General features: G+C 70.2%; 12 protein-coding genes and 2 tRNA genes. 5 read left to right on the top strand and 9 right to left on the bottom strand.

Going from position 1 to position 12751, the window contains the following annotated elements:
* Nucleotides 1–15 precede the first annotated feature (15 nt).
* The gene (locus ACZZZB_RS12670; RefSeq protein WP_463529855.1) at nucleotides 16–390 is read right to left on the bottom strand and encodes a hypothetical protein; all 375 of its coding nucleotides are present in this window, start codon (nucleotides 388–390) and stop codon (nucleotides 16–18) included.
* Between the two features lie 126 nt (nucleotides 391–516).
* Here ACZZZB_RS12670 and ACZZZB_RS12665 point away from each other — a divergent pair, with 126 nt between their 5' ends.
* On the top strand, nucleotides 517–1407 hold the full coding sequence (locus ACZZZB_RS12665) for an alanyl-tRNA editing protein (RefSeq protein WP_463529854.1): 891 nt from the start codon (nucleotides 517–519) through the stop codon (nucleotides 1405–1407).
* 26 nt (nucleotides 1408–1433) lie between these two features.
* Here ACZZZB_RS12665 and ACZZZB_RS12660 read toward each other — a convergent pair whose 3' ends face one another.
* Entirely contained in the window at nucleotides 1434–1946 is a 513-nt protein-coding gene (locus tag ACZZZB_RS12660) for a DUF4190 domain-containing protein (protein ID WP_463529853.1), read from the bottom strand.
* Nucleotides 1947–2126: 180 nt separating this feature from the next.
* Here ACZZZB_RS12660 and ACZZZB_RS12655 point away from each other — a divergent pair, with 180 nt between their 5' ends.
* Together ACZZZB_RS12655 and ACZZZB_RS12650 are read left to right on the top strand one after the other, a co-directional pair.
* On the top strand, nucleotides 2127–4364 hold the full coding sequence (locus ACZZZB_RS12655) for a HelD family protein (protein WP_463529852.1): 2238 nt from the start codon (nucleotides 2127–2129) through the stop codon (nucleotides 4362–4364).
* 102 nt (nucleotides 4365–4466) lie between these two features.
* Nucleotides 4467–5177 carry an endonuclease/exonuclease/phosphatase family protein gene (locus ACZZZB_RS12650; protein ID WP_079706474.1) on the top strand — a complete coding sequence of 237 codons (711 nt, stop codon included), beginning with the start codon at nucleotides 4467–4469 and terminating at the stop codon, nucleotides 5175–5177.
* A 132-nt stretch (nucleotides 5178–5309) separates the two neighbouring features.
* Here the strand turns inward: ACZZZB_RS12650 and ACZZZB_RS12645 are convergent, their stop codons facing one another.
* The 3 genes from ACZZZB_RS12645 to ACZZZB_RS12635 all read right to left on the bottom strand — a co-directional run bounded on the left by ACZZZB_RS12645 (nucleotide 5310) and on the right by ACZZZB_RS12635 (nucleotide 8122).
* A complete protein-coding gene (locus ACZZZB_RS12645) occupies nucleotides 5310–6053 on the bottom strand; it encodes an RNase H family protein (RefSeq protein ID WP_191941950.1) in 744 nt (247 codons plus the stop codon).
* Between the two features lie 91 nt (nucleotides 6054–6144).
* Nucleotides 6145–7038, bottom strand: coding sequence for a putative RNA methyltransferase (locus tag ACZZZB_RS12640; protein WP_137244118.1), 894 nt, complete (start codon nucleotides 7036–7038; stop codon nucleotides 6145–6147).
* Nucleotides 7039–7219: 181 nt separating this feature from the next.
* The gene (locus ACZZZB_RS12635; RefSeq protein ID WP_463529851.1) at nucleotides 7220–8122 is read right to left on the bottom strand and encodes a hypothetical protein; all 903 of its coding nucleotides are present in this window, start codon (nucleotides 8120–8122) and stop codon (nucleotides 7220–7222) included.
* A gap of 102 nt (nucleotides 8123–8224) precedes the next feature.
* On the opposite strand from ACZZZB_RS12635, the gene ACZZZB_RS12630 reads away from it, so the two are divergent.
* Both ACZZZB_RS12630 and ACZZZB_RS12625 read left to right on the top strand, forming a co-directional pair.
* Nucleotides 8225–8473 carry a DUF2795 domain-containing protein gene (locus ACZZZB_RS12630; protein WP_192019163.1) on the top strand — a complete coding sequence of 83 codons (249 nt, stop codon included), beginning with the start codon at nucleotides 8225–8227 and terminating at the stop codon, nucleotides 8471–8473.
* A 208-nt stretch (nucleotides 8474–8681) separates the two neighbouring features.
* On the top strand, nucleotides 8682–9365 hold the full coding sequence (locus ACZZZB_RS12625) for a hypothetical protein (RefSeq protein WP_463529850.1): 684 nt from the start codon (nucleotides 8682–8684) through the stop codon (nucleotides 9363–9365).
* Between the two features lie 199 nt (nucleotides 9366–9564).
* Here the strand turns inward: ACZZZB_RS12625 and ACZZZB_RS12620 are convergent.
* The 4 genes from ACZZZB_RS12620 to ACZZZB_RS12605 form a co-directional block, all read right to left on the bottom strand.
* A tRNA-Ser gene (locus tag ACZZZB_RS12620) sits at nucleotides 9565–9653 on the bottom strand.
* Between the two features lie 202 nt (nucleotides 9654–9855).
* On the bottom strand, nucleotides 9856–11196 hold the full coding sequence (locus ACZZZB_RS12615) for an LCP family protein (protein ID WP_463529849.1): 1341 nt from the start codon (nucleotides 11194–11196) through the stop codon (nucleotides 9856–9858).
* 91 nt (nucleotides 11197–11287) lie between these two features.
* A tRNA-Ser gene (locus ACZZZB_RS12610) sits at nucleotides 11288–11372 on the bottom strand.
* Nucleotides 11373–11468: 96 nt separating this feature from the next.
* On the bottom strand, nucleotides 11469–12716 hold the full coding sequence (locus ACZZZB_RS12605) for an LCP family protein (protein WP_079706469.1): 1248 nt from the start codon (nucleotides 12714–12716) through the stop codon (nucleotides 11469–11471).
* Nucleotides 12717–12751: the final 35 nt, after the last annotated feature.

Below are 12751 nucleotides of genomic sequence, written 5' to 3'. Positions count from 1 at the left end.
CGCGTGATGCCCGACTCAGTCGGGTGCGGTGTCGTAGACCTCGCGGGCGTCGTCGGTGGCCTCGGAGGCCGGCCCGGAGTCGGGCTGGTGATCGGTCGAGCCGTCGGCGTCGCCACCGTCACCCTCGGCCAGCGGCGCGTCGAGTTCGGTCGAGGGCTCCGGCGTCTCGACGGCCTCCTCGGTCGCCTGCTCCTCGTCGGGAGCCGCGTCCTCCGAGCCGGTGCCGTCGACGGTCTGACTCGACCCGTCCGAGCCCGGTCCGGCGGTCGTCTGGTCGGAGCTCACGAGCTCTGCGGTGTCGATGTCGGCACCCTCCCAGGCTTCCTGGTCCGCTCCGGCCGCACCGGTCGCGAGGTCGTCGCTTGAACGCTGGTCCTGCTGATCCGTCATGATGCACTCCTCTCCGCGGAACGCGTCGCGCTCCGTGTCCTCGGACTCTACGACGTGATCCTCCACGGTCTCCCGGGGTTGACAGCCGCCGACGGGCGTCCGGGCCGGTCGCGATAGCGTGGGGACATGAGCCTCCCCGTCACGGACTCGCGCGTCACCTATCCCTTCGGAGCCCTCGTCTCGACGGGCACGGTGCTGCACGTCGAACCCGCTGGCGACCACCTCGCCGTCGTGCTCGACGAGACGGCCTGCCACCCGGTCGACGCAGCATGGCCCGACCAGCCCGCCGACACGGCGACCATCACCTTCGGTGCGGGCACGAGCGCCGTGGAGGTCGCCGTGACCGACTGCGTCGTCGCCGCGAGCGACGGCACCCGGCTGTACCTCGGCGCCGACATCCCCGTGAAGAAAGGCACCGAGGGGTGGGCCTTCCTCGTCGCGCACCTGGTCTCCACCGAAGCGGCCTCGAGCGCTGTGCAGGGCGCGACGGCCCGCATCGAAGTGGACGCGTCCACCCGGCACGCGCTCTCCGCCGGGCACACCGGGTGCCACCTCGCATCACTCGCCTTGAACGCCGCGCTCGCCGACGCCTGGCGCAAGGAGGTCGTCCCCGACGCTCTCGGGGCCCCGGATTTCGACGCGCTCGCCTGCGAGTCGTCGCGGATCGCTCCGAACGCGTCGACCGACCGTTACCGCATCGGCAAGTCACTCCGGCGGAAGGGGTTCGACCCGGCCGCCCTCGACGACCTCGACGTACTCGGGTCACGCATCCGGAACACCCTCGACGGTTGGTTGGACAGCGGCGCCGCCGTCCGGATCGATCGCGAGGGCGAGCTGCTCACCGATCGGCGCAGCTGGCACTGCGAGCTGCCGGGCGGCCCCGCGGTCATCGCCTGCGGTGGCACCCACGTGGCGTCGTTGGGCGAGTTCTCGAGTGTCGCCGTCTGGCTGGAACGCGAAGAGGTCGACGGCGCCGTAGTGCTATCGATGGTCAGCACGGTCGTCCCGGCCGGCTGACCGATGGCTCGGCGGCTGACCGGCGGCTAAGCGGCGATGCCCGTGGAGGCCGCGCCGCCGACGCCGGCGAGTAGGCCACCCATGACGAACACCCAGAGCAGCACGAGCGCCGCCCAGCCGAGCAGGAACAGCCCGTTGAGCACGACGCCCGTGATGGCCATCGCGCGACCGGCGGGCTCGCGGCGGAGCCCCATGAGGCCGAGGACGAATCCGACGACCGGGAGTACAAAGGTGAACCCGAAGAACAGCGACACCAGGCCGATGACCATGCTGGAGATGCTGAGCCCCTTCGGCGGCGATGCCGGGTAGGGGTAGGGCGCGGGGTACACGGGCGCATACGGCTGCGCGTACGGCTGCATGGCGTACTGCGGCGGGTAGGGCTGCTGCGGCGGGTAGGGCGCCTGCTGGGCGTACGGCTGCACCCCGTACTGCTGCGGCTGGAGCTGCTGTTGCGGGTACGGCTGCGGCGGAACCGACTGCTGCGAGTGCGCCTGCTGCGGCGCAAGGGGCTGCGGCTTCGATCCGTCCGGTGTGCTCATGCCCGTCAGCCTATCGACCAGCCCGCGCTCGGTGCCCGACCCCGCGCCCCGACGGCAGCCTCCAGGTCTCTGGGAACTCACGCTCAAGGGCGGTGAGGGGCCCGGAAAGCGACTACCGTATTCGTGCGGTCCTCGCAGTGAACCCGGAACACGGACCGCGCCACACCCAGAAGGAGCACCGTGCAGAACGACGCGATCGCCGAGGAACAGGACCATCTCGATCGGCTGCACGACGTGATCCGGTCGCAGTCGGACCTCGAGGAACGACGCTCCGAACTCGCCCTCCGCGCCTTCGACGGCGACGACGACTCGAGCTTCTCGGAACGCGACGCCCTGGTCGCCCACCACCGCCAGCGGATGGTCGAGCTGCGTTCGTCCAGCTTCGGACTCCTCTTCGGTCTCCTCGAACGCGAGACCGACGAACGGCACCACATCGGGCGCATCGGTCTGCGCGACCCGGAGAGCGGCGACCAGCTCCTGTTGGACTGGCGCGCACCGGCCTCGCGCCCGTTCTACACCGCGACGCCACTCCGCCCCGAAGGCCTCCGCCTACGCCGCCGCATCGGCACGGCCGGTCGCCGCGTCACGGAAGTCCACGACGAGGTCCTCGACACGACCATGCTCAGCGACGACGAGCCGAGCGGCATCGGCGAGTCCGGTGCGCTACTGGCGGCCCTCGGTCGCGCCCGGACCAAGCACATGGCGGACATCGTCGACACCATCCAGGCCGAGCAGGACGCGATCATCCGGGCACCCCTCCCCGGCACGCTCCTCGTCCAGGGCGGTCCGGGCACCGGGAAGACCGCCGTCGCCCTCCACCGTGCCGCGTACCTCCTCTACGAGCACCGCGAGCGACTCATGCGCAGTGTCGTGCTCATCGTCGGCCCGAACTCGACCTTCCTCGACTACATCAGCCGCGTGCTGCCGTCGCTCGGCGAGACCGCCGTCGTCCTCGTCACACCGGCGACCCTCGTGCCCGGACTCGACGCACACGCGGAGGACTCGCTCGAGGCCGCTGAACTCAAGGGTCGGCTGCGCATGGCCGACGTCGTCGCCCGGGCCGTCCGCGAGCGTCAGGTGCCGCTCGACCAGCCGGTCACGATCCGCATCGCCGGCGACGGCCCGCTCCGCGTCACGCCGGGCGTCCTCCGCCGGATCAAGGCCGGGATCGAGCGCTCGGGCACCCCGCACAACGAGGCCAAGCTGCGGTTCGACCGCGCCGTGCTGACGCATCTCATCGGGCTCGAGGCGAAGCGCGACGGCTTCGAACCCCGCACGGGCGAGGACGCCGACGAGCGTCGACAGGAGCTGAGCGAGGAGCCCGAGGTCGAGGAGCTGCTCGACACCATGTGGCCGATCCTCGAACCGGCCGAGATCATCGACCGTCTCTTCACCGACCCCGAGCTGCTGGCTCGTGTCGCGCCCGACCACACCGAGGAGGAGCGTCGCCTGCTGCTCCGCGAACCCGTCGCCGGAACGGACGGCGCAGGTGAGACCGACTGGGCCGCCCGGCTCACGCCCGGCGACATCGCCCTCGTCGACGAGGCCGCCGAGCTCATCGGCGAGGACCAGCGCCCCGAGCTGGAACGGCAGCGCCGCGCCGCTTACGAGCGCCGGCACGACGTCGAGTACGCGCGCAGTGTGCTCGAGATGATCGGTGACATCAGCATCGACGACGAGGCCCAGGACGACGACTACCTCCGTTCCGCCCAGGATCTCGCCGACCGCCAGACCGTGGAGGACGACCGCAGCCCCGCTGAACGCGCCGCGAGCGACCGCACCTGGGTCTACGGGCACGTCATCATCGACGAGGCGCAGGAGCTCACCCCCATGCTGCTGCGGGCCGTCCTGCGACGCGGCCCCAACCGCTCGATGACGCTCGTCGGCGACATCAACCAGCAGAGCACCTCCGCCACCCGCTCCAGCTGGCAGGAGCTGCTCGGCCCCCAGCTCCCGCGCTGGACGGAGGAGCTGCTCACCGTCAACTACCGGACGCCCGAGCAGATCATGGCGCTCGCCGATCCCGTCCGGCTCGAACTCGACCCGGACTCCCCGGCGCCCGTGTCGATCCGTCGCGGCGAGGAGGAGCCCGTGCAGCTCACGGTCGAACCCGCCGCGCTGGCCCCGACGGCGGTCCGCGCCGCCGTCGACGCGATCACCGCACACGCCGGTATCGCGGGCGTCATCGCACCCCGCTCGCTCCTGGCGGAGATCGACGCCCTCCTCGTCGACGCCGGAGCCGATCGCGCGCGGGTGTGGACCGGCACCGCGCGTGAGAGCAAGGGCCTCGAGTTCGACAGCGTCGTCCTCGTGCAGCCCGACGCGCTGGGCGGGACAGGCCACGCGGCCCTGTCGCTCCGGTACGTCGCGCTCACCCGCGCCACCCAACGGCTCACGGTCGTCGACTCGTCGAGCTGACCGTCGGCATCCGGCGACGCACCGTCGTCCGGACCCCTCCAGAGCACCGGTCGACGGGAAGGACCGTAGGCTTGGGCTCTGCCAACAGAATGTGAGGCTGGGATGAAGGTCATCAGCTACAACCTCCGCAAGAACAAGGCCAGCGGCGAGCTCGTCGCACTCACCGAAGAGTTCGGCCCCGACGTCCTCGCGTTGCAGGAGGCCGACACTCTGCAGCTGCCCGCCGAACTCGGCGGCCTGCACCTCGCCGACAGCACCCACCGCAACCGGCTCGGCCTCGCGATCTACTACCGCCGCGACCGGTTCACCGCCGAGTCGACGCAGACGTTCGCGCTGAAGAAGTCGCTGCACGACATGGTGCTCGCGCCGGCGCACGAGCGCCTCATCGGCACCCGCCTCACCGACGTCGAGGCCGGGCGCGAACTCATCGTCGCCTCGTTCCACGCGGCCCCGCTCACCGCGCTCAACTCACTGCGTCGGCACCAGATCAAGGCCGCGCACGAGCAGCTGCACGCGATGGGCGACGTCCCGACGCTCATGGTCGGCGACTACAACTACCCGCTCTTCCAGAAGGGCCTCGGCACCAAGATGCAGGAGAGCGGCTACGACCTGAGCCTCAGCGACCGCAGCACCTACACCCGCTACAAGATGTTCCGTGGGCACTTCGACTTCGCGACGTCCGTGGGCCTCAAGATCGACCGGGTGCAGACGCTCCGCCGCGGTATCTCGGACCACCTGCCGATCCTCGTGGACGCGAGCTACGGCTTCGCCGTGCCCGAGGACGACGACGCGCCGGAGTCCGCCGCCCGCTGACCCGGTCGTCTGCCCCTGCGCGCGCCCCGTCCGGTTCGCAATTCAGGATGCGCTCGGCGCGGCGCCCTTCTGCCGCAGCGTGTCACGCGGGACACGCCGCGTTCGTCCTGAGTTGTGAACTCGGAAGCGACGTCAGATGAGGCCGCGGAGGAACTCCTGGACGCTCGTCCCGGCCTCGCGGGCCCGGCGGACCAGGCGTTCGTGCTCATCGGTCGTGAGGTCGAGGGTGAGCTGGTGCCACGTCGGCTCGACGTCGAGTGAGAACAGCGCGCCGTCGTCCTCCGCGTCGAAGACGGGGGCGGTGCGCTCTTCCTCCACCTCGAGGTCGGCGAACAGCTCCGGCTCGGTCGTCTCTGTGGCGGTGTCTGCGACGACGTCGGCCTCGGGGGTCGACGGGGTCGACGCAGCTCCGGCGCCGGTCCACCCTGGTCCCTCCGGCACCGGCGTCTTGCGCTGGAAGGCCTCAGCCGCCGTGCGGGCGCGGATGTCGGCGGCCTCGTTGAGTCGGTGACCGACGTGCCCCTTCACCCACTCGAACCGGTAGCGCCGCCCGGCGATGGCGGCGTCGATCTCCTGCATGAGCTCGAGGTTCATGACGGGTTTGCCGTCGCCCTTCTTCCAGCCCTTCTTCTTCCAGCCCGGCATCCACTTCGTGATCGAGTCGATGACGTACTTGCTGTCGCAGAGGATGTGCAGGTCCTCGTCGAGGTGCTCGGTGGCGCGGAACAGTTCGAGGACGGCGCGCAGCTCGCCCATGTTGTTCGTGCCGTGCGGCCATCCCCCGGCTGCCCAGCAATCGTCGTCGACATACCAGGCCCAGCCGGCGGGTCCGGGATTGCCGAGGGCGGAGCCGTCTGCGGCAGCGGTGATCGTCATGAGCGCCTTTCGATGAGTGCCCTCCATCGTATCGACGCACCACCGACGCCCTGACGCCGGTCCCGCGGTGCCGGTGTCGGGCCGGCCGACGTCAGGCGGGCGCGAAGACGCTGAGCGTGACGGCGACCGTGACCGTCGTGTAGCCGGGCAGGTCGGCGATCGCCTGCTCGAAGACGTCGTCGTCGAGGTGGTGGGCGCTCGGCCCCATGCGGACCTCGTCGCGCACCTCTTCCGGCATCAACTCGACGGCATAGTCGAGCGTGTCGCGGGAGCGGAGCTCGAACCCGTCGAGCTGCGCGTCGAGGCGGGCGTCCTTGCGCTCGGCGATCCCGATCATGCCGAGCCGGTCGCGCAGCTCTGCCAGGTGACCGGGTTGCGGCGTCACGACGGTGAGCAGGCCGTCCGGGCGGAGCACCCGACGCATCTCGGGACCGTTGCGTGGGCCGAAGATGCTCAACAGGTGGTCGACCGAGGCGGTCCGGAGCGGGAAGGGTGCCCAGGCGTCGGCCGTGGCGGCTGCCGCTCGTCCGTGCGCACGGGCGGCGCGACGAGCGGCGAGCGGCGACAGGTCGAACCCGAACCCGCGCCAGGCCGGCCGGGCGTCGAGGATCCGGCCCAGGTAGTAGCCGGTCCCGCCGGCGATGTCCACGACGAGCGGGGCGCTGTCGTCGTCGACCGAGCCGTCCGGGAGGAAGCGCGCGAGCGGCAGGGTCGTGGCGACGTGGTCCGCGATCGGCTCGTAGTGCTCGGCCTCGAGGAACGCTGCGCGGGCCGCGACCATCTCCTGCGTGTCGCCGGTCTTCGGCGTCCGACCGCCGACGACGAGCGAGGCGTACCCCTGCCGGGCGATGTCGAAGCTGTGACCGGCGGGGCAGCGCAACACGCGGTCGCCGAGCTCGAGGGTCGCGGTGCAGATCGTGCACGCGAGATCGGGGGCGACGAGGCTCAGCCGATCGTGCTGCGGGACGTCAGCGAGGATCGGCATGCCTTCGAAACGCTCCGCTTCCAGCTGCTGTGTCCGTCGCCGCCGCGATGCTTCCGGTTGTCGCACTTCACCCACACGGTGAGTCTAGGCGCGTGCCGCATGGTGCGTGCGCCGGAACATTCGAGCGGCGATCGGTCGCGGCGGGGCTTCGGCACCGCGGTGACTCGATCAGCTCGGTGACTCAGTCCTCGAGCGCGCTCCGCAGACGCTCGACGTCCTCGTGTGCGGCGTCGCTCGCACGCTGCGCCCGGTCAGCCTCTCGTTGGCGTCGGGCCCACTCGCGATCGGCGTCGGCGATGTCCGCGTCGAGCTCCTCGAGCCGCCGCGCGAGGTCCTCGCGGTCACGCTGCAGTCCCGATCGCCGGACCGCCGACTCGTCCAGGAAGGCGGTCGCCTCCTCACTCGCGCTGGACGCTGCCTCCTCGTCGCGCTCGGCCGCCTCCAGCCGGGCCCGAAGGCGTCGGCGTCGGTCGTCGTCTTCGCCGGAATGGTCGCCGTCTCCGTCGCCCCGCGTCCCAACGGACCCGTCGGCGGTGGAGCGCCTACCGGGGGAACCGATCCCGCCGACGACACCACCCCAGCCCGCTCCGCTCGAGGTCGGGGCGTCGGTCAGTCGACCGGACGACACCTGCGCGGCGAGGTCGGCGTCGGCACTCGCCGCCTGCAGGCTCTGGCGGACGGTCTCGATCACCGCTCCGGAGAGGGACGCCCCCTCTGCCGCGGCGGACTCGACAGTGGCGGTGACGAGCGTCGCGATCAGCGAGCGACGTTCGGTGCCGAGCGTGCGGAGCGCTGCGGCGTCCCCTGAGCGTTGAGCGTCGCCGAGCGCGGAGCCGAGCTGTTCCAGTTCGCCGAGGAGGTCCGGGTGGTGCGCCGTCAGCACGTTGAGCGCCCAGGCGGCGACCGACGGTTTTCGGAGCGCGAGGATCGCCGTCGCCAGCTCGTCGTCCCCGTCGTCGCGCGCTGCGACGGCCAGGCGTTTGCGCTCCGCCACGAAGCCACTGAGCGGGACGCGCAGCAACTCGACGGCTGCGGACGCGAGGCCCGTCGGGGCCGGCGTCCCGGTGTCGCGGTCGTCGGGCACGGTGCCGCTCCCTCGCATCATTTCACGTCAGGCTAGCGCCCTCTTGCGCCAGAACGGCGTCCGACTGTCGCCTTTTCAGGGGGTGCTACCGACAATGTGGACATGGATGCCAGACCTTACCCCGACACGGTGGAGCCGCCTGTGACAGCGGGCTTCACCGACCTCAAGACCCTCCTCAGGACCGTGGACTTCCCGATCTCCCGCCGTGAGCTGCAGTCGATCGCGGTCCGATCCGGACTCGACCGGGGGACGCTCGCCGCGCTCAACACGCTCACCGAAGAGCACTACGCCGGCTCGTTCGGCATCCTCCGCGAACTCCGCCACCACGGCGAGCTCCGTCGCTCCGCCTGACCACCCCGCCCCGGCACCTGGTGGATTCCCCAGCGCGGTGCGCTGACGTGAGCGCGGGTCACAGCCCCGGGCGCGGGTCTCCGGAGGGGCGCGCTCACGCGTGCGGGACGCGGTGACGTCAGCGCACCGCGCTGGCGACTCGGCCGGACACGCTCGGCACGGCGCGTAACGCCCTGGCTGCTCGCGTTCGGGCTCCTAGACTGGCCCGATGGGGAAACGCACACGGTCTGCAGCTGTCGGAATCGTCATCGCGCTCGGAGTCGCACTCACCGGCTGCGCGCCGAGTGCACCGGCACCCACCGGTACGCCCATCGGTTCCCCGACCATGTCGGCCACGCCGGAACCGACTGCCACTCCTGCTGAGGACGTCGTCGCCATCGTCGTCGGCCCGCTGGCACTCGAACTCGTCGATACGACCGGGACACCACTGGAGAGCTTCGCCTACGACGACCCGTCGGAGGAGGCGCGCGCCAGGCTCACGAACCTGTTCGGACAGGAACCCGTCCTCGCGGACAACTCGACGGGCAAAATCCCGAACACCGCCTATCAATGGGCGGGTATCAGCATCTTCGACAGCCAGGGCGACGGCAGCGAGTTCGTCCCTGACTGGTCGGTTACCGTGACGGCGTCGGCCCTCGGCGAGGTCGATTTCCGGTCCATCGAGGGGACGGTGGTCGGAGCATCGGTCAGTACCGTCCGTGAGCGCTATCCGGAGCACCCCGACCAGGTTGATGCGAACGGCGGACGTCACTTCAGCATCTCGGTGGCGGAGACACCGGTCGGTACCGACGACCAAGGCAACGAGCACACGTACTCCGTCTTCATTTCCGCGCAGGATCCCGACAGCCTCATCGAGAGCATCGGCGCACCGTACACGAACTTCGGCGACTGAGCTCACCGCCACCTGGTGGATTCCCCAGCGCGGTGCGCTGACGTGAGCGCGGGTCACAGTCGCGGGCGCGGGTCTCCGGAGGGGCGCGCTCACGCGTGCGAGGCGCGGTGACGTCAGCGCACCGCGCTGGCGATTCCGCCAAGCGTCTTGCAACGCAGAAACCCCCGGCGAACCGAGGGTTTCGAGCTGAGATCCAGTGCGGAGACGGCGGGATTTGAACCCGCGGTCCCCTTACGGGGACTCCACCTTAGCAGGGTGGTGCACTAGGCCGAACTATGCGACGTCTCCATGTGCGCTCGCAAGCGGACGCACGACGACCAGCATAACCGGAGATGGGCGTGGTGACGAATCCCCGGGTCCGAGACACCCTTCGACACTTCGACAAGCTCAGTGACCGGGACTCTGGTTCCTGAGTCTGTCGGAGGACAGGGACCGGGGCGGCCACTTCTGCGCTCGCTGAAAGACCGGCGTCGGAGCGGGACCGGGACGCCTACTGGTTGTCGAGGGTGCGACCGCGGGAGCAGGTGCGCTGGTCGGCGGTCTGGCCGGTCACGGTCGACGGAAGGACCACTGCACCACCGGCGGAGGGGTCGGTCGCATCGGCAGGCGGAGCCGTCGCGGCCGGGTCGGCTCCTGCATCTGCACCCTCGGCCGGGTCTACCGCGGTCGGGTCGGTCGGGTTCGCCACCGCACCGGCGCCGGTCGCGCCCGAGAGCTGGATGGGCTGGTCGTTGCCGAGCGCCTCGAACAGCGCGGTCGCCGCATCGTCGATCGGCTCGACGCCACCCTCCACGGCGGCGTTCGGGTACTGCACGAACGCGATGTTCGCGAGGTCGACCTCACGGAGCGTCATGGCGATCGCGATCATCGTGTCGAGGCTCGTCAGGCTGTCGGACAGCTGCATGTTCTTCGCCGCCGCTTTGGCCAGGGAGTAGAGGATTCCAGGATTGGTCAGTGTCTCGGCGCTCTTGACCTGCTGCATCATCGCCGACAGGAACACCTGCTGGTTGCTGATGCGACTGAGGTCGCTGCCGTCGCCGACACCGTGCCTGGTGCGGAGGAACTGCAGTGCCTCATAGCCCTCGAGCGTGTGCTCGCCAGCCGAGAGGAAGGTGTTCGTGTACTCGTCCTCGATCGGGTCGGCGACACACACCGTCACCCCACCGAGCGCGGTCGACATGGCCATCACGCCACTGAACTGGACCTCTGCGGCGAACGGGATCTCGAGCCCGGTGAGCTGCGACACCGTCAGCGCCGTGCAGGCGAGCCCGCCGTAGCTGAGCGAAGTGTTGATCTTCTGCCGGCTCATCGAGTCGAACGAGCCGCCGGACGGGTCAGGACAGGACGGGATGGGGACGAACATGTCGCGCGGGAAGCTGACCACGGTCGCGTTGCTGTGGTCCTCGGAGATGTGCACGAGCATCGTGACGTCGTTGAGGTTGCCCGTCTCCTCTTCGGCATCACCGAAGACGGGGTCCTGACCGGCGCGCGAGTCGCTACCGACGATGAGGAGATTGACACCACCCGGATACGCTCCGATCGCGGGCAGGTCGGTGACCGCCTCACCCTGCGAGTCGACGAGCGCGACGCCGGGCTTCACGGTCGCGGCGACGTCCCAGAGGGCGATGCCGGCGACGATGCCACCGCTGACCAACGCGACCGCGAGCGTCGAGGCGACGATCTTCAGGCCGGTCGTGATCGGGTTCGAGCGCTTGAGTCGTCCGTGGCGGGCGATGGTCGCGAGCTTCTTCGGGCGAGGCCCACGAGCTGCCGTTCGGCGAGCCGGGGCGTCGCCGGCGGGCTCGTCGATGTCGGTCGAATGCGGGGGCATTCGTCGATTCAACCACGGGTTCATGTGAAGCGCACAGCCCGGGGCCCTGGGCTCCGAGGTGCGGGAGCCTCTCGGGGCGGTGAAAGGAGTGCGGAGGGCGTGGGATTCGAACCCACGAGACATTTCTGCCCACCAGTTTTCAAGACTGGCTCCATCGGCCGCTCGGACAGCCCTCCTGATGGTCGATCGCCCGCGATGACGCAGCTGACGACCAGGATCGAGTGTATCGGATGGGACCAGCGGCGAAGCGGCCCCATCCGATCACGCGGAGACTACTGGTCTTCCTCCGGACGACCGGCCGTGCAGGTGTTCTGCGCGGCGTTCTGGCCCGTGATCGTGTCGGGCAGGGCGACAGGGCCGGCAGCGGACGGGTCCGCGGGCGCTGCCGGGTCCGCCGTCGCAGCGGGGTCGGCCGCCGCATCGGTCGTCGCCGGGTCTGGCGTGACGGGCGCGTTCGGGTCGGTCACGACGTACTTGCCGGTGGCGGACAGGGCGACGGCCTGGTCGCTCTGCAGCGCCGTCCACAGCACGTCGGCATCGGAGGTCGCCTCGACCCCGCCCTCGACCGTGGCCGTCGGCGTCTGGACGAACGCGACGCGGTCGAGCGGGATGTCCTTGAGCGCTGCGGCGATCGACACCATCGTGTCGATGTTGTTCAGGCTGCTCGACAGCGTCACGTTCTTCAGCGCGGCACGGGCGATCGAGTAGAGCTTGATCGGGTCGGAGAGCGTGTCGCTGCTCTTCAGCGTGCGGACCAGCGAGGAGAGGAACACCTGCTGGTTCGAGATGCGAGAGAGGTCGCTGCCGTCGCCGACGCCGTGACGTGAGCGGAGGAATGCGAGGGCGGACGCGCCCGAGAGGTCGTGGGTGCCGACGTCGAGGTTGATGCCGCTCCAGGCGTCGTTGAGGGGTTCGGTGACACACACCGGCACGCCGCCGACCGCGTTCGACATCGAGATGACGCCGTCGAAGCCGATCTGCGCGGCGAACGGGATGGAGAGGCCGGTGATGCCCTCGACCGTGGAGACCGCGCAGGCGAGCCCGCCGTCGGCCCCGCCGTACATGAGGGCGGTGTTCATCTTGTCGCGACCGTTGCCGCCGTCGGCGCAGTCGCCGATCTGCACGTACATGTCGCGCGGGAAGCTGACCACGGTCGCGCTCGAGTGGTCTGCCGAGATGTGCATGAGGATCGTGACGTCGTTGAGGTTCTCGTCTCGCTCGCCGTACGCCTGGTTGCCGTCGCCCGAGTCGCTGCCGACGAGGAGCAGGTTGACGCCGCCCTCGATCGCCCCGATGTTGGGCGGCGGAGCACCCGGCGTCTCGTTGTCGAGGTGGGCGACGGGCTTGACGCTGTTGGCGAGGTCGAGGGCTGCCACGCCGGCGACCGCGATGCCGCTCACGCCGACGACGGCGGCCGTCGCGGCGACGATCTTCGCGACGGTGACGAACGGGTTCGACTTGCGGAGTCTGCCGTGACGGACGGCGGCGCGCGGTTTGGACGCGTCGGCGTTGCGGGTCATGGATCTCGCTCTCGTCTCAGGAACAGGGGTGGCCG

The sequence above is a fragment of the Plantibacter sp. AC185 genome, assembly GCF_979258065.1.
Note: the sequence above shows the minus strand (reverse complement) of the source record. Positions and strands in the feature narration are given on the sequence as shown.